The organism is Caballeronia sp. SBC1 (assembly GCF_011493005.1).
Lineage (GTDB): Bacteria > Pseudomonadota > Gammaproteobacteria > Burkholderiales > Burkholderiaceae > Caballeronia.
Genome location: NZ_CP049158.1, coordinates 693,939 through 716,800, shown reverse-complemented (window position 1 = coordinate 716,800; position 22,862 = coordinate 693,939). Strand labels below are relative to the sequence as shown.

General features: G+C 59.0%; 24 protein-coding genes. 5 read left to right on the top strand and 19 right to left on the bottom strand.

All coding sequences use genetic code 11. The features are described 5' to 3' along the window. Positions 1-2: 2 nt before the first annotated feature. The 3 genes from SBC1_RS30145 to SBC1_RS30135 are packed head-to-tail and all read left to right on the top strand — an operon-like array spanning position 3 to position 2,622. Positions 3-719: a transcriptional regulator gene (locus SBC1_RS30145; RefSeq protein WP_165103629.1), complete on the top strand. Its 717-nt coding sequence runs from the start codon at positions 3-5 to the stop codon at positions 717-719. After that, positions 719-1,687, top strand: coding sequence for a threonine/serine dehydratase (locus SBC1_RS30140; protein ID WP_165103626.1), 969 nt, complete (start codon positions 719-721; stop codon positions 1,685-1,687). Before SBC1_RS30145 ends, SBC1_RS30140 begins: the two co-directional genes overlap by 1 nt. Continuing rightward, complete coding sequence (locus tag SBC1_RS30135; protein WP_165103621.1) at positions 1,684-2,622, top strand: ornithine cyclodeaminase family protein; 939 nt, start codon at positions 1,684-1,686, stop codon at positions 2,620-2,622. Before SBC1_RS30140 ends, SBC1_RS30135 begins: the two co-directional genes overlap by 4 nt. A 62-nt stretch (positions 2,623-2,684) precedes the next feature. On the opposite strand, the gene SBC1_RS30130 is transcribed toward SBC1_RS30135, so the two are convergent. The 9 genes from SBC1_RS30130 to SBC1_RS30090 form a co-directional block, all read right to left on the bottom strand. After that, the gene (locus SBC1_RS30130; protein ID WP_165103618.1) at positions 2,685-3,464 is read right to left on the bottom strand and encodes an IclR family transcriptional regulator; all 780 of its coding nucleotides are present in this window, start codon (positions 3,462-3,464) and stop codon (positions 2,685-2,687) included. A gap of 125 nt (positions 3,465-3,589) precedes the next feature. Further along, positions 3,590-4,354 (bottom strand): amino acid ABC transporter ATP-binding protein, encoded by a 765-nt coding sequence (locus SBC1_RS30125; protein ID WP_165103615.1) that lies wholly within the window; start codon positions 4,352-4,354, stop codon positions 3,590-3,592. Then, positions 4,351-5,001: an amino acid ABC transporter permease gene (locus SBC1_RS30120; protein ID WP_165103612.1), complete on the bottom strand. Its 651-nt coding sequence runs from the start codon at positions 4,999-5,001 to the stop codon at positions 4,351-4,353. The genes SBC1_RS30125 and SBC1_RS30120 overlap by 4 nt, the downstream gene beginning before the upstream one ends. Positions 5,002-5,003: 2 nt before the next feature. Continuing rightward, positions 5,004-5,729, bottom strand: a complete 726-nt coding sequence (locus SBC1_RS30115) for an amino acid ABC transporter permease (protein ID WP_165103608.1) — start codon at positions 5,727-5,729, stop codon at positions 5,004-5,006. 74 nt (positions 5,730-5,803) lie between these two features. Further along, on the bottom strand, positions 5,804-6,637 hold the full coding sequence (locus SBC1_RS30110; protein ID WP_165103603.1) for a transporter substrate-binding domain-containing protein: 834 nt from the start codon (positions 6,635-6,637) through the stop codon (positions 5,804-5,806). Positions 6,638-7,101: 464 nt separating this feature from the next. Beyond that, positions 7,102-7,749: an ankyrin repeat domain-containing protein gene (locus SBC1_RS30105; protein WP_165103600.1), complete on the bottom strand. Its 648-nt coding sequence runs from the start codon at positions 7,747-7,749 to the stop codon at positions 7,102-7,104. Between the two features lie 34 nt (positions 7,750-7,783). Next, complete coding sequence (locus SBC1_RS30100) at positions 7,784-8,353, bottom strand: cytochrome c (protein ID WP_241202369.1); 570 nt, start codon at positions 8,351-8,353, stop codon at positions 7,784-7,786. Positions 8,354-8,424: 71 nt separating this feature from the next. Further along, the gene (locus tag SBC1_RS30095) at positions 8,425-10,107 is read right to left on the bottom strand and encodes a PQQ-binding-like beta-propeller repeat protein (protein WP_206366154.1); all 1,683 of its coding nucleotides are present in this window, start codon (positions 10,105-10,107) and stop codon (positions 8,425-8,427) included. A gap of 186 nt (positions 10,108-10,293) precedes the next feature. After that, positions 10,294-11,142 carry an AraC family transcriptional regulator gene (locus tag SBC1_RS30090; protein WP_165103590.1) on the bottom strand — a complete coding sequence of 283 codons (849 nt, stop codon included), beginning with the start codon at positions 11,140-11,142 and terminating at the stop codon, positions 10,294-10,296. Positions 11,143-11,229: 87 nt separating this feature from the next. On the opposite strand from SBC1_RS30090, the gene SBC1_RS30085 reads away from it, so the two are divergent. After that, complete coding sequence (locus SBC1_RS30085) at positions 11,230-11,727, top strand: hypothetical protein (RefSeq protein ID WP_165103551.1); 498 nt, start codon at positions 11,230-11,232, stop codon at positions 11,725-11,727. Between the two features lie 200 nt (positions 11,728-11,927). On the opposite strand, the gene aroQ is transcribed toward SBC1_RS30085, so the two are convergent. From aroQ to SBC1_RS30040, 9 genes are all read right to left on the bottom strand, one after another. Beyond that, on the bottom strand, positions 11,928-12,383 hold the full coding sequence (gene aroQ / locus SBC1_RS30080) for a type II 3-dehydroquinate dehydratase (protein WP_165103548.1): 456 nt from the start codon (positions 12,381-12,383) through the stop codon (positions 11,928-11,930). A gap of 12 nt (positions 12,384-12,395) precedes the next feature. Further along, positions 12,396-13,229 carry a shikimate dehydrogenase gene (locus SBC1_RS30075; RefSeq protein WP_165103545.1) on the bottom strand — a complete coding sequence of 278 codons (834 nt, stop codon included), beginning with the start codon at positions 13,227-13,229 and terminating at the stop codon, positions 12,396-12,398. A gap of 51 nt (positions 13,230-13,280) precedes the next feature. Next, positions 13,281-14,603 (bottom strand): MFS transporter, encoded by a 1,323-nt coding sequence (locus SBC1_RS30070; RefSeq protein ID WP_165103542.1) that lies wholly within the window; start codon positions 14,601-14,603, stop codon positions 13,281-13,283. Between the two features lie 238 nt (positions 14,604-14,841). After that, positions 14,842-16,053, bottom strand: coding sequence for a porin (locus SBC1_RS30065; RefSeq protein WP_165103539.1), 1,212 nt, complete (start codon positions 16,051-16,053; stop codon positions 14,842-14,844). Between the two features lie 312 nt (positions 16,054-16,365). Continuing rightward, on the bottom strand, positions 16,366-16,533 hold the full coding sequence (locus SBC1_RS30060; RefSeq protein WP_165103536.1) for a hypothetical protein: 168 nt from the start codon (positions 16,531-16,533) through the stop codon (positions 16,366-16,368). 143 nt (positions 16,534-16,676) lie between these two features. Then, the gene (locus tag SBC1_RS30055; RefSeq protein WP_165103533.1) at positions 16,677-17,444 is read right to left on the bottom strand and encodes a 2-keto-4-pentenoate hydratase; all 768 of its coding nucleotides are present in this window, start codon (positions 17,442-17,444) and stop codon (positions 16,677-16,679) included. Further along, positions 17,444-18,247 carry a 2-keto-4-pentenoate hydratase gene (locus SBC1_RS30050; RefSeq protein WP_165103530.1) on the bottom strand — a complete coding sequence of 268 codons (804 nt, stop codon included), beginning with the start codon at positions 18,245-18,247 and terminating at the stop codon, positions 17,444-17,446. Before SBC1_RS30050 ends, SBC1_RS30055 begins: the two co-directional genes overlap by 1 nt. Further along, positions 18,244-18,459 (bottom strand): tautomerase family protein, encoded by a 216-nt coding sequence (locus SBC1_RS30045; protein WP_165103527.1) that lies wholly within the window; start codon positions 18,457-18,459, stop codon positions 18,244-18,246. Before SBC1_RS30045 ends, SBC1_RS30050 begins: the two co-directional genes overlap by 4 nt. Positions 18,460-18,500: 41 nt before the next feature. Next, positions 18,501-19,448, bottom strand: a complete 948-nt coding sequence (locus tag SBC1_RS30040) for a dioxygenase (RefSeq protein WP_165103524.1) — start codon at positions 19,446-19,448, stop codon at positions 18,501-18,503. 145 nt (positions 19,449-19,593) lie between these two features. On the opposite strand from SBC1_RS30040, the gene SBC1_RS30035 reads away from it, so the two are divergent. Next, positions 19,594-20,493: a LysR substrate-binding domain-containing protein gene (locus SBC1_RS30035; protein WP_165103521.1), complete on the top strand. Its 900-nt coding sequence runs from the start codon at positions 19,594-19,596 to the stop codon at positions 20,491-20,493. 1,040 nt (positions 20,494-21,533) lie between these two features. Here the strand turns inward: SBC1_RS30035 and SBC1_RS30030 are convergent. Then, on the bottom strand, positions 21,534-22,649 hold the full coding sequence (locus tag SBC1_RS30030) for a 4-hydroxyphenylpyruvate dioxygenase family protein (protein ID WP_165103517.1): 1,116 nt from the start codon (positions 22,647-22,649) through the stop codon (positions 21,534-21,536). Between the last annotated feature and the right edge of the window lie 213 nt (positions 22,650-22,862).

The following is a 22,862-nucleotide window of genomic DNA, read 5'->3' as shown; positions in this document are numbered from 1 at the left end:
TAATGACTAAAGCACGTAATTTGAAACTCGCCTCCGGACAAACCGCTGAGCTCTCGGTGAAACTGCCGTCCAAGCGGGCCGTCAAGCGCAGCGGACCACAACCGTCAGCCGAGTTGCTCCCTCGCTACAGCGCGATCGCCGACGGCATCGTCCTGTTGTTCCCACCGTACACGGAGGTCGTCATCCACGACCTCAGCACGCAAACCGTGGTGCACGTGGCGAACAACCAGTCCAAACGCGAGTTGGGCGACGAATCATCGCTCGACGACATCGAGTTCGATCCGGACGAAAGCGTGATCGGCCCGTATGAAAAACTGGGCTGGGACGGCCGCAAGATTCGCTCGGTCAGTATTGTCGTGCGCAGCGATGCGGGGCACGCGATCGGCGTCATGTGCATCAATTTTCATATTGCCGCGCTGGAACAGGCGAGGCAGGCGCTTGACCTGCTTCTCTCAAGCGCAGCGCTGCAACCGCAGCCCGAGAAGCTGTTCCAGGATGACTGGCAGGAGCGCGTGAATATCTTTCTCAACCACTGGCTGCAGGAACGCAAGCTCGCGTTGTCCATGCTGACGCGCGAGCACAAGCGCGCGCTCATAGAAGCATTGCATGAGGAAGGCGCGTTCAAGGGCAAGAGCGCGGCTAACTACGTGGCGAAGGTCCTGTCCATAGGCCGTGCCACGGTGTTCAATTACCTGAAGGAACTGAGGGGCAACGAGTGATGAATGATCTGTTTCAAAGCATAGAAGAAGCGCATCGCGCCATTCGACCGCAAGTAAGCGTGACGCCGCTTGCGTTCAGTCCGATGCTGTCGAAGGCAACCGGATGCGACGTCTACCTGAAATGCGAGCATTTGCAGCACACCGGCTCGTTCAAGTTTCGGGGTGCGACCAACAAGCTGCGCCTGCTCGATGCTGACGCGCGCCGCAACGGCGTGCTCACGGTGTCAAGCGGCAACCATGGTCAAGGCGTGGCACTCGCCGGCAAGCTTGCGGGCGTGCCCGTCACGGTCTATGCGTCCACGTCTGCAGCGGCGATCAAGCTCGACGCTATTCGTGCGCTGGGCGCCCAGGTAATCACGCTGAACGACACGCCGCTGGCCGTCGAACTGGAAGCTGGGCGGCAGGCAAAGCTCCGGGGCATGGCGTTCGTATCTCCTTATAACGATCTTGACGTCATCGCAGGCCAAGGCACGATCGGTATGGAACTGCATGAGCAGGCAAGCGGCACGATTGGCGATCTGGCCGCGGTGTTCGCCTCCGTTGGCGGCGGCGGCCTTATCTCCGGTATAGGCACGGCGGTCAAAACGCTGCTTCCACAAACCGACGTGATCGGCTGCTGGCCTGCGAATTCGACCGCTTTGTATAGTTCGTTCAAAGCGGGCAAGATCATAGACGTTGAGGAAAGCGAAACAATTTCAGATGGTACCGCGGGCGGTGTAGAACCCGACTCCGTGACCTTCTATATTGGCCGGGAAGTCATTACCGGCATGACGCTGGTGACGGAAGAAGAGATCAAGGCAGCAATGAAGCTGCTTGCGCAAACCGACCGCTGGATGGTGGAAGGCGCGGCCGGTGTTGCGCTGGCGTCAATGCTCAAGTTGGCACCTCAGTATCAGGGACGTGCCGTGGCCGTGGTGCTTTGCGGACGCAACATCATGTTGAACAAATTCATCGAGGCCGTTAAATGAAAATCTGGACGAAAGACGAGATCATCGCGCGCTTCAATATGGAACGCGCGGTGCGGATGATCGAGGAAGGTTTCGTGGCTTACTCCCGCAAGACTGTCCAGGTGCCGCCGGTCCAAAACTTCCAGTTCGATGCGGCTAATGGCGATTGTTGTGTCAAGTCCGCTTATGTCGATGGTGCGGCGGCGTTCGCGGTCAAGGTGTCTACCGGCTTCTACGATAACCCCAAGCAAGGCTTGCCGAGCAACAACGGCCTGATCGTGCTTTTTTCCGCCACGACAGGCGAACCGGTCGCCCTGTTGCAGGATGAAGGCTGGCTCACTTGCATACGTACCGCGCTCGCCGGGCAACTCGCGGCACGATTGCTCGCGCCGCGCGAGGTACATGGAATTGGCATTATCGGCACCGGCGAGCAAGCGCGGTTGCAGCTTGAATATTTGCAACCGGTGACCGGTTGTCGGGACGTATTTGTATGGGGGCCGACTGCCAAAAACCGCGGACATTTCGTGGAGCAAATGTCCGCACTAGGCTTCAACGTGCGGGCAATGAACTCCGCTGAAGCCGTTGCGGCGAACGCTAACCTGATCGTGACCACAACACCCTCGCGCGAGCCCCTGCTGCGCTCGGAGTGGGTCCGCAACGGCACGCATATCACAGCGGTCGGCGCGGACAGCGTGGGCAAGCAAGAACTCGATGCGGCAATCGTCGGACGGGCCGGCGCGATTGTGGTGGACTCAATCGACCAGTGCAGCAAATACGGCGAAATATCGCATGCGTTATCCGCCGGGCTGATTCATGCGGAGCAGTTGCTTGAACTCGGCGCGCTGCTTGACGCCGGCCAGCGCGCTCGCAACGATAACGATCCCGCACAGATCACCGTAGCCGACCTCACCGGCGTCGCGGTGCAGGACGTCCAGATTGCAAATAGCTTGGGATAGCGTAGGTGCCTGAAGCGCTTTGACGCATCGCAATTTCAGCGCGGCCATGCCTCTTGCCGCGATCAACCCGCCGCGCTGAAACTCGCACCGTAATACGGCTGCGATAAAGTTTTCGCCGAGCGTATGAGGTCCTCGAGCATGGCCGCGCGCTTGTTCGGGTCGGTGTCGCGGCTGGTCATGAAACACAGCGCCGCAACAGCTTGTCCGTTCTTGTCTCGCACGGGGGCCGCCATGCAATATCGAAACGTGTGGGACAGCCCTTCCGTGCAGAAAAACCCTTGTTGCGCGGCGCGCTCGACATCGCCGAGGAATTCCGGCACTTCGATTCGCTTGCCGTTGTCGAGCACGAAGTCTTCTTGCGGAATCAATGCGCGAATCTCGTCCCCGCTCAAGTGGCCGAGCAGCAAGCGGCCGGACGCGGTCCACGGAATGGGGACTTTCACGCCTATATCCGAACTGATGTTGAACGGACGCGAGCTGTTTTCCGACAGCACCACGGTGTACTTGTTCCCCTCCAGCATGCAGAGCTGCGCTGTCTCGTCGTGGCTCCGGACAAGGCCGAGGATCACCTGGTGCGCCCGGCTGATCAGGTCGTTGTGCACCGCATAGTCGGACCCGTAATAGTGCATCTCGCGCCCGAAGAACACGCTGCCGTCCGCACCCGCTTCCAGCCAACCGGCCTCCGTCAGGATCGTCACAAGTTCGTAGATGCTGGAACGCGGCGCACCCGTTGTTTCAATCAGTTCGCGCATGGTCATGGGACGCCGTACGCTATGCAATTGCTTGAGGATGGAGACGACCCGGTCGACTCCCCTCGCCCTTGAAGATTCCTGTACAGACATGACTCAAACTCCGTCGGCAATATGATTCGCTTCTTCGATCCTTGACTGACGCGAGTTTAGCGCGTGGACGGCTGCGGAATGCACCCGCTTATGCATCTCCATATGCGCCTGCATACCGGTCGCGCTCAATGGTCGAGTACCCGATGCAGGAACTGCTGTGTGCGTTCGTTCTGCGGATTCACGAAGATCTGTTCAGGCGCGCCCTGCTCGGCAATCACACCCTTGTCCATGAACACCACGCGGTCCGCCGTCTTGCGCGCGAAACCCATTTCATGCGTGACGACCACCATGGTCATGCCATCGCGTGCAAGACCGCGCATGACCTCGGTGACCTCGCCGACGAGTTCCGGATCGAGTGCGGAGGTGGCTTCATCGAAGAACATGATGCCCGGCTCCACGGCCAGTGCACGTGCAATTGCTACCCGTTGCTGCTGGCCGCCGGACAATTGGCTCGGATAGTGATCCGCTCGGTCGGCGAGACCCACGCGGTCCAGTGCCTCCATCGCGCGCTTGCGGGCGTCCGCCGGATTCATCTTGCGTGCCTTGATCAAGGCCAGTGAAACATTGCCTAATGCATTCTTGTGCGGGAACAAATTGAACTGCTGGAACACCATGCCCACGTGACCACGTATTTCGCGTGCACGGCGAGCGTCGTGAAGTGGTACTTCGTTGACCCAGACCTCGCCGGCATCAGCGGTTTCAAGACCGCTCATGATTCGCAAGACAGTGCTCTTGCCAGAACCGGAAGCGCCAATGAGGACAAGCACTTCGCCCTGGCGCACGTCGAGGTTGATCTGCTTGAGCACCTGTGTCGAACCGAACGACTTGGTGACGCCGGTCAGGTTGATAATGGGCTTGATGATGGGCTCAGACGCGATGGCGGTGTTCATGACAACAGGCTCCTTCTTCGATCGTGGCGGCGCACCCACCGCGACAGGGGAAAGCACACAATGAAATACAGCACAGCGACCAGGCCGTAGATTTCCACCGGCTTGCCGATCCGGTCGACAATCGCCTGGCCCTGATGCATCAACTCCGACATGCCGATCATGCTGACAATCGACGTGTCCTTGATGAGGGACAGATACTGGCCGATCAACGGCGGCAGCACGATCTTTCCGGTCTGCGGCAGGATCACCGAAAAAAACGCCTGCGTCTTGCTCAGTCCGAGGATCTGCGAGACTTCCCACTGCCCCTTCTGGACCGACTCGATCCCCGAGCGGAAAACCTCTGCAATATAGGCGCCTTGATACACGCTGAGCCCGATCACGCCGGCTGCGAATACGTCGATGGCGTAACCAAAGTACGAGACGCCAAAATAGATGAACATCAGCGTGATCAGGACCGGCGTGCCGCGAAACAGCTCGGTGTAGAGCCGTGCAAGCCGTGGCGTGCCCCAGGGCCCGAAGGTCCGCAAAACGGCCGCCAGCAGCCCCACGAGTGTGCCGCCCACAATGGCCGCCACCGAGAGAATGAGCGTAGTCAGCAGGCCCTGGAGCAGGATTGGCAGACTGGACGTCAACAGGTCGCTTGTCATGTTCACTCTCCGGTTCCAGGGCTGACACGCCGCCTGATGAGGAATGGCCGGCGTGCGCGTTTTGCCAGCACGAGCGGCGGATGAAACAGCCGCACCCCGATCATCCCGGCGACCCACGACAGGAAGTTGCTCAGCACCAGATAGGCGATCAGCGTGATCGTGAACGTCTGGATGTACAGCAAGGTGCGCGAGTTGATCACCGTTGCCATACCCGTCAGCTCCGGCAAGGCGATAGCAGACAGCAGCGAAGTCCCGAGTAAAAGCTGGATCAGGTTGTTGACGATCGCGGGATAAACGGCGCGCGCGGCCTGCGGCATGACCACCTCAATGAAGATCTGCGAACGCTCCAGCCCGAGAATGGATGCCGCTTCCAACTGACCACGCGGCACGGACTGAATACCCGCCCGGAATACTTCGGCAAGGTAAGCACCAACATTCACGCCAAGCGCAATCACACCGGCTGTATACGCATCGAGCGTGATACCCACTGACGGCAAGCCGAAGAAAACGATGAAGATCTGCAGCAGCACCGGCGTGTTGCGGATCACTTCTATGTAACAACTCGACATCGCGCGCAGCACCGCGACGCGCGATGTGCTGGCCAGTGCGGCCAGCAGGCCGAGCAGCATCGCGACGACAAAGGCCAGCAGCGTGACCTGAAGCGTCAGCCACGCCGCCCGGACGAAATCGTTCAGATAGCCCGAAAGGGTCACCCATTGATAGCTCATTGCTCCTCCGTCGTAAGCCTTGCGCGATGCATACGGTGTTAGCGCTTCTGTACTTCGGCTTCAATACTGCGCCTTCAATACTGCGGATTAAGCGGGAACCGCGGATCGGCGCCGAACCACTTCTTGTAGAGCTGGGCGTTCAGCTTCGACGCATTGACCTGGAACAGGAACAGGTTCAGGTAGTCGAGCCAGACCTGATCGCCCGCCTTCACACCGAACGCGTTGTATTCGAGTGGAACCAGCGCTTCGTCGGTCACGGTCAACTCGGGGTCGAGCGAAGCCTGATACGCGAGGAAGTTGTTGTCTTCGATCATCGCGTCTGCCTGGCCTTGCTTGACCGCAAGAATGGCCGCCTGCGAACTGTCGAATTCCTGAATCTTCACCTGCATGTTGAGCGCCCGTACTTCGTCGCCATTCGTGGATCCCTTGACGGTGGCGATCGTGCGGTTGGACATGTCCTTGATCGACTGGATGCCGCTGCTCTTCTTGACGAGCAGCGCCTCGCTGGCCACAACGTAGGGATTGGTAAAGCTGATTTCCTTGGCCCTTTCCAGGTTGCGCGTGAAATTGCAGAACACCACATCGACCTTGCTGGTCTGCAGGTTCGGAATACGGTTGGCGCTCGTTGTATTGACAACTTCTAGCTTCACGCCCATTTGCTTCGCCAGCTCTTTCGCCAGGTCGACGTCGTAGCCATCGGCTGCGCCATCCTTGTTATAAAAACCGAAGGGAGCGAAGCTCAGGCAGTCGCCGACACGCAACGTGCCACGCTGCAGGACTGCTTTCAGCGCGGACTCTGCCGATCCGTCCTGAGCCGGCGTGGCAACCTTCGTACAGCCGGCCAACGTCAACAGACCAGCCACCGCGAATAAACAGGCGATACGTGCGCTTTCTTTGACAAGTCTCATTTGGGTCTCAGCCTTGAAAGTGAAAATGTCAGTTCAGGGACAAACCAGGGACAAACGGCGACGGCCAGAGAAGACCCTGGATTCCACGCCTCACCATGCCGGCACATGGGCTTGCATAAAACGATAATGCGGAGCGGCCTGCCTCGCATGAACACGCAGCGGCATCGGATAAAACGAGTTAAACCTGTTGTCCGATATACCGGAACGACGTCCGGCACAGCAGATGACTGAAGTCTTTCACAGAAAAAAACACGTTGCAATGGGGAGTGCCGCTGATGTTTTGACGGCGTATATGTCTTTCGTTTTGCTTACGGAAGCGAGCAATGACAACTCGCTTAAGGCGTTTCGCGCAGTGAGTGGGTGGCCGATCAACAGGTGTTTTTCGCGGCTTCATCAATGCTTAGCATATCTATGTTTTTTAATAACTAACCAGAAACGGCTCATTGCCTGCCTCTCTGCCTGCCTCAAGGCTTCGATAAAACAAGCGCGACTTGTTTTGATCCCGTCTGCTCCGCGATATCCATCGCCGTCAGGCCCCGGTCATCGCGCATGTCACGCCTGGCGCCTCTCGCAAGCAGCAGCGATACTGTCTGGATCTGGTCGTAGCCGGCCGCCCACATGAGCGCCGTCAGGTGGTTGTGATAGGCCGCGTTCACATCCACGCCCGCGTCGAGCAGTTGCCGGACAACCGTGGTGTGTCCAAGCCCGGCCGCATATTCAATCGCAGTCTTGCCCACGCGGTCCGTACTTGTCATGTCAGCGTGGTGGACAAGCAGCAACGCGACGATCTCCTCGTATCCGCCGAACGCCGCCGCCATCAGCGGCGTGATGCCCTGCACATCGGCCTGGCTCACGTTTGCCCCGTGATCTATCAGCACACGCGCCATGGGCGCCAGGCCTTTCTTGCACGCGCTGATCAACGCGGTGTCCCCAATACGGTTACGCGCATCCACCGCAGCGCCTTCGTCGAGCGCTCTCACGACGCCCGCTTCGTCGTTGCTCCGCGCCGCCGCGAGCAGTTGTTCATTCGCGCTCAGGTCGTTTGCGTGAACGGCGCCGGTGAGGGCGGCAAGCGCGAGAACGCTCGCGCACCAGCCAGAGATTCTCTTCATTTCACCCACCCTAGCGATGAGACGCTTGCCCTGCTCATTGAAGGTTGACGATATAACTGGCGAGGTTCTCGATATCGGCATCGGACAAACCGGTCGTCACGCTCGTCATGCTGCCGGCGTCGTTGGTCCGTCTGTGCGCGCGAAAATCCTCGAGTTGCTTGACGATATATTGATAGTGCTGCCCGGCGACCCGCGGAATTTCGTTCTGTCCGATAAAACCGCCGAGATGACACATCGTGCACAAGATCTCGGCCGCCTTCTTGCGGCCTGCCTCGACCTTGATGGGATCGGCCTTGAACACAACCGGTAAAGGCTGTTGCGACGCAAAGTAGTCGGCGAGATCATGCATGTCCTCGGGCGAGAGGTTAGCCGCCATTGGGCTCATTCGCGGATCGCTGCGACGCCCCGCCTTGAAATCGCGGAGCTCAAGATAAAGATACCGCGCCGTCTGCCCGGCAAGAACCGGGTAGTCAGGGTTGGTCGAATTCCCCATGGGTCCGTGGCACGCAACGCAGACCACTGCCTTGGTCTTGCCGGCATCGGCGTCTGCATGGACGGCTGCAGGAAGCGCCCAGAGACCGGCGCACACGCTCAACGCGAGCACGCGCGTCGACGCGTGCCGTGGTTGTGATCGAAGACGACTAAAGGGACCCCGCACCCTCTCGTCCTCGTGTCTTAAGGCACAGCGAACACAAGCACGCTATTGCCGCGCTTGAAGTCGAGTTGCGTGTTGCCGCCCGCCGCGACCGCTATGTATTGCTTGCCGTGAACGGTGTAGGAAACCGCCGGCGCGTTGACGCCCGCACCGCACTGAAACTCCCAGAGCTTCTTGCCGGTGGCCGCGTCGAACGCGCGGAACAGGCCGTTGCCTTCGCCGTTGAAAACCAGGCCGCCGGCTGTCGCCAGCACACCGCCAATCAGCGGCTGCTCAGTCTTGTAGGACCAGGCTATTTTCCCGGTATCAATGTTGACCGCGACCAGCTTGCCCCATTGCTCTTCGGAAGGAATCGTCTTGAATGCGCCGCCCAGCCACAGTTTTCCGCCCGGATACGACGCATCTTCCACCTGGTAGGTCATCGGCTGATGCAGGTTCGCGGCATACGCCAGACGGGTCTTCGGATCAAAGGCCATGGGCGACCATTCAACGCCGCCATTCGCGCCCGGCAACATGCGCGCACCTGTCGGCGTCGGCAGTGTCCACACGTTCTCTTGCGGGATCATGGCTTCGGAGAAACGGATCAGGTGTCCGTCGCGCCGGTCATGCACATAGATAAAGCCGGTCTTGCCGCCATGAATCACGCCCGGAATCATCTTGCCGTCCTTGTCGCGCACATCAACCAGGATCGGTGGGCTCACCGCATCCAGGTCCCACAGATCATGGGCGATGTACTGGTAATGCCATTTGTATTTGCCGGTATCAAGATCGACCGCTACGAGGGAGTCCGTATAGAGATTGTCCCCTGGACGAACCGCGCCATACAGATCGGGCGAAGGATTTCCGACGACGAAAAAGGCCGTGTGTTCCTTCCGGTCGATCGCCGGCGTCATCCACACTCCACCGCCAAGCGTCTTGTAGAAGTCCCCGCCCTTGGCTGAAAGCTGCTGCTTTTCGTTCGCGATATCGCGCTTCATGTTGCGGCCAGCCGCATCGTTTTCAGCCCATACACCTTCCTGCCCCGTATCGGGAATCGTGTAGAAAGTCCACAGCAATTGGCCTGAGTTGGCGTCGAACGCCTTCACGAAACCACGAATGCCATATTCGCCGCCGTTCGTGCCAATCAGCACCTTACCGTCGACCACGACCGGCGCCATGGTTTCCGAGTAGCCGAGTTCAGGGTCTGCTATCTGCGTTTCCCACAGAAGCTTGCCGGTCTTCGTATCGAGTGCAATGAGCTTCGAATCGAGCGTGCCCATGTAGAGGCGATCGCCGAATATCGCGACTCCGCGGTTGTTCGGTCCGCAGCAGTAGGTCGTGACCGAGCCCATCTTGTGTTTGTAGTGCCAGTATTCCTTGCCGGTCACCGCGTCGATGGCGTACACGTGGTTATAGGACGTGGTGAGGAACATCACGCCGTTCGACACGATGGGCGCTGTCTCCATCGACTCCATGACAGCCGTTTGAAATATGAATACCGGTCTCAGCTTCGACACATTCGCCGGGGTAATCTGCGTCGCTGGTGCATAACGCGTCTCGGTGTATGAGCCGTTGGGCTGCAGCCACGCCGCTTGATTAGTGCCCGCCGAATCGAGTTGCTGTTGGGTCACCGGTTGCAGCGCGTCAGGCATGGAGGCTGCCTGAGTCGTCGCGGCGCCTTGAGTCTCATCCGCTGCAAGCGCTGTTGCGCCCGGCAAGAACATGCCGAGGGCGGAGCAGGCGAACAGGGAATAAAGGGACGTACGGGATCTGAACATGAGTGTCTCCCGATAGTTCTTTTTGTTGTGCGGCGCACTAATTAATCAGTCATCCGCATTTTTTAGAATAGGCCACGATAAATGCGTTTGCCATGTTTTATGAATGCGTTTTCGAGCCGAGAAAACCCGCCTTCAGGCGTCCCGTGAATACGGCTCGTCCTGGCAATTCAACCGACGATAAACGCTCGGGCTCATGCCCATGATTCGCCGGAAGTGACCATTGAATGTTGATAGGTCGTTGAAGCCGGTTTCCAGCGCTACCGTCACAATGCTTTCGCTGGATCGGCGCAGGCGTAAGGCTGCCTCGTGCAATCGTGTACGCATCAGGTATTGGTGAGGTGTCACGCCCACGACCTGCAGGAACAGACGCAGAAAGTGGTAGGGACTGGTCGCCGCGTCACGTGCGAGATCCGCCAACAGAAGCGGCTGGTGCGATTCCTGCTCGATCCGGCGCAAGGCTGCGGCTACCCGTAGTTCATCGCGTGGGCTCGGCAGACGCGTGTGCCGCCTGACGCCCGCTAATGCAACCGAGACCGTGCCGGCCAGGCATACCGCCAATTCCTCAAGCGCGGCACGATCGCCGTTCTCACGAGCGGCTTGCGCCGCGGCAACAATGGGTATCAACGCGGGCAGCGGCGGCAAATTGGGAACATCGAATGAAATGCGCCGCGCATCCGGCACGGCAGCTACTATTTGCTCGAAGAATTCGGGTTCGAAATGAAAAGAAAGGCAGCGGTCCCCGGCGCTGTGCTCGTGGCTGCATTCAAAACAATGCCGTTCATTGCCGAGCAACACAGCGCCTGGCGCAAGCGTGGCCGATCCCTGCGTTGAGCGATAACGGAACGTACCCGACGTCACCGCAGCAATGCACAGGAACTCGTGCTGTTCTTCGAAAGGCCGGTCGTGCGGACTGGCGGTGCAGAGCACGTCGTGGACGCGCCACCCGCTGCCTGATGCGAGGAGTTGAGAGACTGGAGCCATAAGCCAAGATATAGCAATTTTCCCCAAGCCGGGCAACCTGCCGTTCACTAGGATATGGAAATCCTTTTCCTTCACGGAGTGCCTGTCATGTCGACATCGCAACACTTGATTGCCGCTCTTCATACTAATGAGCCCGCTGCCGACCGGGCCGACAAAATGAAACTCTACGGGTGGTTGATCGGCCGATGGGAGATGGACACCATTGTCTATGACGACGACGGCAAGCCGCAAACCGGCCACGGCGATATTCATGTCGGCTGGGTGCTCGAAGGGCGCGCGATCCAGGACGTATGGATTCTTCCCGGCGTCTTCCACGGCTCCACCCTGCGCGTCTACGACCCTGCGCTTGACGCCTGGCACATTGTCTGGAGTGACCCGTTTCGCCAGTATTATTCGCGGCAGTTGGGCCGTCTTTGCGGGAATGACATAGTGCAGGACGGTCACGATAGCGCCGGTAACGCCGTACGCTGGAGCTTCAAGGAAATCACGCCCGTTTCGTTCCGGTGGACTGGCGAACAATCGCTGGATCAAGGGCAGACATGGCGCCTCAAAGCCGATTTCTTCGCACGCCGCGTGAACGGATAGCCAGGACTAACAAGGCGGAACACAGTCATCGTCGGGGGCGCGCCAGGATTGCTATCAGAATGAAATATCAGACGAAAAGGCCCTTCGTTTGCGCAGTGCAAATGGAAGGGCCTGATTGGTCAACCGAAGCGCTGAGAAGCGCGGGGAAATGTGTGAGTGTGGCGTGGACTTGCCACAAACTCCACTCGCTTACTTGGCGCTTACTTGGCCTGAGACACCTGCACCAACGCATCGATGGCAAAGGCATAACCCTTGATGCCCAACCCGACGATGATCCCGCGCGCTGCGGGCGAAATATACGAGTGGTGACGAAACGATTCCCGCGCGTGGACGTTGGAAATATGCAGCTCGATCAGCGTGACGCTTGCGCCCTTGATGGCATCGTGCAAGGCGATCGAGGTGTGCGTGAAGGCGCCGGGGTTCATCACGACGCCCAGCATATTACCCGCCGCTATCTCGCGACCCGCCTCGTGGATCCAGTCAATCAGCACACCTTCGTGATTCGACTGACGGCACTCCACCTCCACGCCGAGCCGCTCGCCGGCTTCCCTGCAAAGTGCCTCGACCGTGGCGAGCGTGTCGGACCCATACTGCGCGGGTTCGCGCTGGCCTAGCAGGTTCAGGTTGGGTCCGTTGAGAACGAGCACCTTCTTCATGACATCACCTCTTCAATATTTGATCTGCGAAACCGCGCGCAGTTGTTCGGGCGTGGCCGCACCGAAACCAAAGAACTCCAGGTAGGCCGGAATCATTTCGAAGAGCATGTCCGTGCCCACCTGCACCGCACAGCCCTTCTCTTTGGCCGCGCGCAGCAACGGTGTGTATTCGGACTTCATGACGACCTCGCCAACGAATGTGCCAGGCGAAATGCGCTCGATGTCGAACGGCAGCGGGTCACCCTCGTTCATTCCGAGCGGCGTTGCATTAACGACCACGTCATAACCAGCAGGGTCTTTGGAACCTGTCGTGACCACAAGCTGCGAATAGTGCTTGCGCAAGCGATCAGCGAGGGCTTCGACCGCAGCGGTGTTGGTATCGAAGAGGGCCAGCCCCGCCACGCCCGCTGCCGCCAGCGATGCTGCGATAGCCGAGCCCACGCCGCCGCTGCCAAGCACAAACGCACGCGCGCCCTTCAGCGGCCGGCCCTTGCGTTCAACGCCTCGCGTGAACCCCGCGCCGTCGAACTGATCGCCGAGGAGGGTGCCGTCCGGGCGCAGAAGAATGGCGTTGCATGCGCCAGCAATGCGAGCGGTAGGCGTCAGTTCATCGACCAGGCTCGTCGTCGTGACCTTGTGCGGCATGGTCACTAGCGCGCCGCGAATGTTGGTCAGCCGGAACAGGGATTGCAGCACGCTCGCATAGTCGTCCGGCTTCACGCCCATCGGCATGACCACCGCATCGATGCCGTTCTGCTCAAACCACGGGTTGTAAATCATGGGCGCCTTGAATCCCTCCGTCGGATAACCGAGGTGGGCAATCAATGTAGTTTTTCCGCTAATCATGGCTGCATGCCTCAAGAGATTCGGTACTCATTCCGCCAGCGAGTCGGTCAACTAATCGGCCAATTCCACGCGACGTACATCGCCGACAATAAACACATACGAGAGCGCACCCACCAGCGCGGCCGCCCCGACATAAGCGAGCGCATAAAAGAACGAGCCGGTCTTTGCCACGATCACGCCGATCACCAGCGGCGTCACAATGCCCGCCAGGTTCGCGCAAAAGTTGAAGATGCCGCCCGTCAGGCCCATCAGGTTCTTCGGCGCGATGTCCGAGATCAACGTCCAGCCGAGCCCGACCATGCCCTGGCCGAAGAATGCGATGGAGAGGATAGTGATGACCATCGCGTCGCTGTTGACGAAGTTCGCCGAGATGATGGTGGACGCGCCCAGCAAGCCGACAATGATTGGCAGCTTGCGCGCGATGTTGGCCGAGCCGGTCCGCTTGAGCAGAAGGTCGGACACCCAGCCGCCGAACATCACGCCGACCGCCGCCGCAAGGAACGGCATCACGGCGAAGAATCCCACCTTGAGCCAGCCCATATGGCGCTCGGTTGCAAGGTACGTCGGGAACCAGGTCAGGAAAAAGACCAGCGTGGTGTTGCCCGCGAACTGGCCGAGGCATGCACCCGCGATCTGGCGACGCTTGAGCAACTGTCCCACGTTGCTCCACGAAAACGCCAGCGTCTGCTGGCCGCCGGGAGGCTCAAGCCCACCGCCTGCGGCAATGTAGTCGAGCTCGGCTTGATTAACGGTCTTCGATTCATGAGGTTCGCGATAAAAGAGCCACCACACGATCCCGAACGTAATGCCGAGAACGCCGACCGCGATGAACAACGCACGCCAGCCGAAATTTCCCATGATCCAGAACAGCGCAGGCGCGAAACACGCAAGGCCGAGGTATTCGCCGACCGTATAGATCCCGGTCGCACGGGCGCGCTCATGTTGCGGAAACCAAGTGGCGACCACGCGGCTGTTGACTGGAAAACAGGGCGCCTCGCTGATGCCCAGGCCAAAGCGAAACAGCAGCAATGACTTGAGGCCGACAGCGAACCCTTGCAACAACGTGAAGAGCGACCAGAACGTCAAGGCGAGGAAGTACGTGACCTTGCTGCCGAAGCGATCGAGGAAGATGCCGCCCGGTATCTGGGCGAGCGCGTAGGTCCATGAGAACGCCGAGAAGACGACCCCCATCACGGCCGCGTCAATACCGAGTTCCTTGGTCATCGTCGGCGCCGCAATACCCAGGACCGTGCGGTCCAGGTAGTTGATCATGGTGCCCACAGCGAGCAGCGCGAGGATCACGAAGCGGGTGCGCGAGCGCGTGCGGACCGCAGCGCCGGCATGCACGGCCGGGGAATTATGAACGTCTTGCATGAGGCGTCTCCTGACTCAAAGTAATGATATTCCCACTCTGCGAAATGTAGTTCGGTGGTTCGCGAGCGATGTTATTTGAATAACGATCCTGGCGGATAACCAGGCACGACACTGAATTTTTCCGCGGCAGCCCGGGTATTCCCCGAGCCGCCGATGCGCGTGACTAGTAAGTAAAAAGCAAACAGCTAAGCAAACGGCGGACCGACAGAGAACCAACAGCGATAACAGCGAGCGTTCATTAGAACCGGTGAATGATACCCACGCCTGCCGCGAACTGGCTTGGTGACGAAGACGGCGCTGACTGGAACCCATCGCCCAACGTAGCCGTTGCATTGATGATGCTGGACGCGCCCGGCGTTCCCAGTGTCTGGCCCTTCGCGCGCTGGTACGCCTGCAGCGCGTACAGGCCGGTCCGTTTTGATAGCGCGTAATACTCTGACAAGTTGAACTGGTGATATTGAGCGACGCTGTTTATACCGTTCGCTTTCGTCGCACGGGTGTAGCTGTACCCGGTCCCCAGATCGAGGGAGGTCGCCGCATGCCAGTGAAGCACGGCGCCGGCCGTGTTGAAGATCGCGGTATCGCGGAACAGCGAATGAATACCGGGAATGTATTGCACGTTCGAATATACCGCCGACACGTCCCATGCGCTGTTGAATGTATAGCCCGTACCAACGGCGATCCGCTGTTGCGCCTGCGCCGTCTGGTAGCCGTTCGTCACCGCCGAGACACCTGACTGCCCGTTCGAATTCGTGGTCGAATCCGTGCCGTACGCGCCGCCGCCCGGGGTCGAGTTATTGATGCGCGTAATGGCTGCCGCAATCCCGAACGGGCCGTTGGCGTACTGGACCGCACCACTCCATGTCGAACCCTGGTTCACGCTGCCCGGCACGCCCGCGAACGCATACGAGCCGCTGAACGTGAATCCGTAGAGCTTGGGTGACGTATAGACCAGCGAGTTGTTCGCGCGGTAGATGGTGTCCAGTTCGTCGAGGTCGCCCGGGTGCGCGCCGTAGAATCCGGTCAGCCAGTTGGTCGGGCTATACGGCGAAAGCAGCGAGTAGTAGGACGTGTACTGGCGTCCGGCCGTGAACGTGCCGTATGTGGGATTCGTTACACCCACCCATGCCTGCCGGCCGAATTCGGCATTGGTGTATTGCTGTGCGCCGCTGGTGCTATTAAACCCTGACTCGAGTTGAAAGATAGTCTTGGTGCCACCGCCGAGGTCCTCGGCGCCCTTCAGGCCGAAGCGGCTGCCCGCCCATACGCCCGACGACATCTTGATGTTGGAGCTTCCGCCCTTGGTGGAACCCAGGGTTGTCTGGCTGCTTTGGTAAGTCATCGAATTATCGACAATACCGTACAGCGTCACGCTGTTTTGCGCATGCGCGGACGTCGCCATTGCCACCGTGATGACGACCGCGGCTCCCGCCTGTTTTGATTGCTTCATCTCCGTCTCCTCCTTTAATTCTATCGGTTGGGCTCAATGCTGCAGGTATTTTATTAAGCTTTCCTAACCTATAATGCTGCTTCGCGATGACGGCTGGAAAGTTCTGGTACTAAAGGAAACTATCTGGCTTGAAAATAAGGCTCGGTACTGACTGAATGTGCCGCTTGAGGTATTGGATCAGCACGTCCACACAATAAAGTCATGTGCGATCGCGAGCAATGTTTTGCGCTTGAAAGAAATTGATTATCGAACGCGAGTGTCCGATAATCGCGCATTATTCGGGTTTGCACTAAGGCGTGAGCCCCGTTCCTCCTAGTCGTGAACGACCTGTTTCGCGGCCGCCAAGGTCCTGCGCAAACGCTCGTCCAGGTCGACGGATGAAGCGATCTGTCGGTTCGGCACTTCAAGACTCAGGGGCACGGCCTGCGGCAGCGCTGCCACGGACGCCTGCAACGGCAGGCTACCCTCGCCGGCAGACAACGATCGAAACGAGCCTCGTCCGAGATTGCCTCTGTTGTTGCCGGGACTATCGCCAATGCATCGTAAAACTGCGCATAGTGAATCAGCTGAGGATTCACCGCGCTAATGTTGGAGACCTGCCGGTTTCAGCGTTGCCGTCTTGCTTAGCCCTTCACATGAAAGCCGGCGCTCCCAAGGCGTTCCATCTCGACAGAGATGTATTGGCCCGGCTTGATCCATTCGGCGGGCGTTGCGCCCCCTGCCATGACGATCCAGCCGGCCTGCAAGGGCTCGCCCGCGAGCGCGGACAGGCGCGCGGCCGCGACCAGTGAGCGCAACGGATGGCCAAGCAAGGCCGCGGTCGAGCCGACCTGCACCACGCGTCCATCGATGTTCAGGGTCAGCCCCAGGTTGGAGAAATCGATTTGCGGACTGCACCACGGCCCGATCACGAAGCCGCTCGACGAAGCGTTGTCAGCAATCACTTCAGGAAGCGTGAACTTGAAGTCCTTGTAGCGCGAATCGATGATCTCCAGCGCCGGCGCAATGGCTTCCACCGCCGCGAGCGCTTCGGGACCGGTGACATTGCCGGATAACGGGCGCTTGAGCACGAACGCGATCTCCGGCTCAACGCGCGGATGCACGAAGCGCGAGAAGTCGACAGCCATGCCCTCTTCGATCTGCATGCCTGCCGTCAGGCGACCCCAGATCACATCCGACAGTCCCATCTGGATCATCTTTGCGCGGCTCGTGAAGCCCATCTTTACGCCGGCGCGATGCTCGCCGCGCATCACCCGGCGTGCAATGGAGGCTGATTGAATGGCGTACGCATCGTCTAGCGACAAGCGGCCTTCCGCATCGAACTGGGCGACTTCGTTGGCGTAGCGCGCAGCGTCGTCGAGGAGGGTCGCGTAATCGAGAATGTTGTTCATCAGCGTGCCTCGCCCGAGTCGTTTTCAAATACAGCCCGCACGGAACCGAGTCCGTTGATGCGGGTTTCGAAGATGTCGCCGGGCGTGACTGAGACCATTGGACCGAGCGCGCCGGACAACACGAGGTCCCCTGCCTTGAGCGGCGTGCCTAAGCCGGCCATCGTGCGCGCGAGCCAGACGACCGCGTTGATTGGGTTACCCAGGCAGGCCGCGCCCGCACCCACTGAGACCGGCTCGCCGCGCCGCTCGATCACCATGCCGCACAAACGCAAGTCAAATTCAGAGAGCTTGCGCGGACTGTTGCCGACCACGAATGCCGACGACGATGCGTTGTCTGCGATGGTGTCGGTAATGCGAATGTCCCACTTTGCGATCCGGCTCCCCACGATTTCAAGCGCTGGCAGCGCGTACTCGATCGCGTTCAGCACATCGAGCGGACCGGGATTCGACACAGTAATATCGCGGCCGATCACAAACGCCACCTCGCCTTCAATCTTCGGTTGCGTGAGGATGGATGCAGGAATCGGTTCGCCGTCGCCGTAGGCCATGTCGTCGAAGAGCATGCCGAAATCAGGACGATCCACGCCAAGTTGCTTCTGCACCGCGACCGATGTCAGCCCGATCTTGCAACCTACCAGCCGGCGCCCTTCCTTCAACCGACGGTCGGTGTTAAAACGTTGCACGGCGTACGCCGACTCGATGCTGAGCTGCTCATACGTCTCTCTCAACGGCGCGATGAATTGACCCGTTCGCGCGGCATCGAGCAACGCATTCGCAGCTTGCTCAATGAGCTGAGGTGTCATTTCGCCTCCTGCTGTTGAGCGGCTGCGGCGATCTCGTCCTTGGTCTGATCGCCGACGGCCCAATGCGTTGCAGGCACGACCGTCGCAACGACCCGGATAGAGGCGAGCGGTGCGCCGAGCGTCTCGTGGATCGTGCGTGCGACCGCCTTGATGCAAGCCTTTACGGTCGCGTCGTCGCGTCCTTCAACGAGTGATATCTGTACGATTGGCATGGTTCTCCCCTTGGTTTAAATAGGTTCGGCGTGTTTCGTCGTCAGGTTCTCGCCAGCACCGCGAGCGTCGGGCGCGCGCCTTCAGCTTTCCCGGTGATCGGCGGTTTCGGCAGCTTCGCTTCGCCCGCTTCAATCTTGAAGTGGTGATCGAGCGAATACCACGCACCTTCTATATCGCCGGATGGTGCGGGCTCGGCGTGGCTGTCGTGCAGCACGTACTGGCCCACCAGCACGCGCGTGACGCCGAACTGGACATCGGTATCGAGATTGGGGTCGTCGCTTGAATAGACTTGCGAGAATTGCGTCTTGAAACCCGGCTTGTAGATCATGAAATGGATATGCGCGGGCCGCATGTTGTGACGACCTTGAGCACTCAGCAATTCACCCACGGGGCCGGACAACGGGATCGGATAACCCGCTGGTTTGACGCTTCGAAAAGCGATGTGGCCTTCGGCGTCGGTGGTCAGTTTTCCGCGCAGGTTCATGTCGGCTTGCTCTGGGTCCTGGTTCTCATAGAACCCTTCCGCCGATGTATGCCAGACGTCCACTTCCGCGTCCGCCACGGGTTGACCCTGGAGATCGCGGACCCATGCATTGACGAAAATAGGGGTGCCGGCAGTCGGCGACCGAACGATTGAAGCGCCGTTTTCGGTGCGCGGTGAACCGCTTCGCCAGAACGGGCCCATGAGGTTCGCGGTCGTATCGGTTTGACCGTGGTCGCCGTTGTTGAGCAGGCAGACCAGTGACGAAAGCCCGAGCGAGCCGGCGATCAACACAACCTCGTTGTGCGATGCGGTAGTCAGTTGCCCCAGCTTGGCGATGACGCCGCAGGCTTGATGAAATTCCACTTCCGTGAGTTTCGCTTCGCGTGCGAAGTCATGCAGATGGCGCACTGCCGCAGACATGATTTCGCGGAATCGAGGGTTATGTGCGCGGCTTAGCTCGTCGAGCACGGCCCGCGTGACGTCTTCCTGACGGGTGATGATCATCGTTTGTCTCCGCTGTGCGCGCCGCGCGCAGAACGTATCGTGATTGCTATTTGCGAATCATGCGCGATCAGGAGAGATATCGTCCAATACTGTTTTTTCAAATTCCGATACCATTCTGGTATTGATGTTTAGAGTGGGAGCGGTAATGGATTTGAAGCAGATGCGACAGTTTCTGGCACTTGCCGAGGAGTTGAATTTCGGCCGCGCTGCCGAGCGTCTTCACATGGCGCAGCCACCGCTCACGCGCAACATCCGCGCGTTGGAAGAGGAACTTGGGGCATCGTTATTCGTTCGCACGCCGAAGGGAGCCGAACTGACACAAGCGGGTCAGGCGTTGCTTGACGAGGTGCCGAACGTTCTTGCGCTGGCTCGCCGTGCTGAGGAGCAGGCGCAGCTCGCGGGTCAGGGATACGTTGGCCGGCTGGATGTCGGCATTTTCAGTTCGGGGATACTGAACGTGATTCCGCGTTTGCTTGCGCAATTCCATACTGATCGACCCGATGTGAAGATTGGCTTGCACAACATGTCGAAGGCCGATCAGATTGTTGCCTTGCGCGAGCGCCGCATCACGATCGGGTTTAATCGGCTTGTGCCGGATGAAGCGGATATAGCGGTGGAATGGGTTCAGCGTGAGCCGTTTCTGGTCGCGCTTTACGAGGGTCATCCGCTGTGTGTGAAGAAGTCGATCACGCTTCGCGACCTGGATAATGAACGGATGATTCTTTACCCGAACGCGCCGGTGCATGGGCTTGCACAGGAAGTCGCCGCGGCGTTCCGGGCTGAAGGTGTGCGGTTGCGGGTGGAGCAGGAGGTCGAGGACGTGGTGACGTGTATTGCGCTGGTCGCCAGCCGCTTTGGTGTTTGCGTCACGACTGAATCTGCTGCGAATCTACGCTTGCCAGGGGTGGTTTATCGACCGCTCAGGTCGAAACAACTGCGCAATATTGAACTGAGCTGCTTGTATCGACGGGGAGATGCATCGCCGATATTGAACGCGGTGCTTGAGTTGATTAAGGCATCGAGGGGGAGGTTTCAAACGCAATAGTTTTTCCGTTCGCACTCGCTCTGGGGGTTGGGTAGGTTCTGGGGTTGGGTAGGTTCTGGGGTTGGGTAGGTTCTGGGGTTGGGTAGGTTCTGGGGTTGGCCGTTAGGTTCCGGGGTTGGCGGTCGGAGTCAATGCCGGGTTGCCGCTTTCCGAATTAGCGATCTGCTTAGGTTGACTAATTTCTTTGCCACTATTAGCCACTGCGCGTGGCGGCGCGTCATTTCTTTGTCCAAAGCGACAAAGAAACGAAGCAAAGAAAGCGCTTTCAGAACGAGGGCACGTAAGTGTCCACAGCGTGCAGTTCTGATACATGGGTACCCCAAAAGCACGGTGCTCGCCAGAGCCACGGATGTGTGAACCCCTCCTTCTCGCGAATCCTTACACGCACACGCTTCGCCCCCAACGCTCTCGGGCAAGCACCAGTTGCCAAACAACCCGCACGGCCTCACGCGTATTTTTGGCCGCATTTATTCGCGTGCTGGCTATTTGATTGAGGTGACTATTTTTATAGTCACTGCACCATCCGTACCACTACTCATTTTTTCTGGTTGATTCCTGGTCCACGTAAATATTCGTCAGCTTTGAGCGTACGCGTTTTTGTGGCCTTGTTTCTTGGTTGGTTGGTGACATGGTTCGGCATACGAATCAATTTGAAGGGAGGTTATTCGCGGATAGCGCGGGCTGCTCCTTGGGCAGGTTCAGTCACTGGTGGCGAAGCGTGTGAGTATCCGTGTTCGGAGAAAGAGGGGTTCACACATCCGTGGCTCTGGCGAGCACCGTGCTTTTGGGGCACCTATGAATAGAAACTGCACGCTGTGGACACTTAGGGTAGCGTGGTTTGAAAGCGCTTTCTTTGCTTCGTTTCTTTGTCGCTTTGGACAAAGAAATAACGCGCCGCCACGCGCAGTGGCTAATAGTGATAAATAAATTAGCTAACCTAAGCAGACCACTAACGCCGAAATCAGCACCCCGGCATTGACCCCGACCGCTAACCCTATAACCCTACCTGCCCCCTCCCTGAAACGAGTGCGAACGAAAAGCTACTGCCACGCTTTGCCAAGTGCAATTAAATTCCCTTCCCCAAACCCGTGATCGCCACGCCTCTCCACAATTTCAAAAAACATATCGCCGCGATCGCGTTGAATAAAGGTTTGCAGGAAGAGCCGCGCGCTACCATCGGCACCCATCGTCCCATCTACCAGAATGCCCCGCGAACGCAGCGCCTCAACGTCCAGCCCGTGCCCGGGCAAACGCTCATCAAGTTGCTCGTAATACCGTGCCGGCGGCTGCACGAAACGAATGCCCCGCGACCGCAAAATATCCACCGACGCAAAAATATCCTTCGCGACCAGCGCAATATGCTGGACCCCCTCGCCCGTATGGTCCGGCAGATAGTCCTGCATCAGACTCGTGCGATACGTCCCTTCCTCATAAACGGGAATGCTCAACGTCTGGCAAGGCGACACAATGACAGGCAGATCCTGCGCCACCTTCCAGTCCGGATGAACCGCATGGATCTCCTTGAAATGAAGGACCTGCAGATAAAAATCGAGCCAATCCGCCAGTCTGCCCGCCCCAACCGTCTGCGTGAAATGATCGACCTTGCTCAGACCCGCATCGTTGGAATGGAGCGCCGCACGCGTTTCCTGCGGGTCGAGCCACGCGAAATCAATATCGTAGATCGACCGGGCCTTGTCACTTGGCTCTTGCCGGCCTTCCCAATGGTCCACAAAATAAATATGCGAATCCCCGATCCCCTGGATCGCGGGTATCAACAATTCGTTCGGCCCAATGCGCTCGCCCTCGAAATCCCACGCCCCGAATTCGACGGCACGCTCATGCGAAATCTGCGCATCGAATACCCTCAGCCCGATCGCGCAGATGCCCACTCCATGATTCACCGCGAAGCGCGCCGCAAACGAATCATCGTCGGCGTTGATGAGGAAATTCATGCTGCCCTGGCGAAACAGCGTGACATCCTTGCTGACATGCCGCGCCACTTCCGTAAAGCCAAGTTGCTCGAAAAGCGTCCGCAACCGCGCCGGGTCCGGACTGGAGAATTCCACGAATTCAAGCCCGGCGACACCCAGCGGATTGTCGCTGTCCTGCAGGGATTGCGCCGAGGCAGCGCCAGGCAGGGAAGCATCGTTGGTCATTGAAAATCACCCCTGAGAAAGTCCGGTCCGTCTCTGTCTGCGCACCCGTGCGCCAGCTGTCTTAGCCCGCTTCGCAGCCCGCCAGGCCGCGCGGCCAAGCTGACGCCGAGACAGATTATCGTCTCCGGCATCAAAGCGTCAAACGGTCCAGCACTGTCTCACGCCAGCAACGCGTCCGCCAGACCCCAGACCACCGGCTCGCTCGCGCCATCC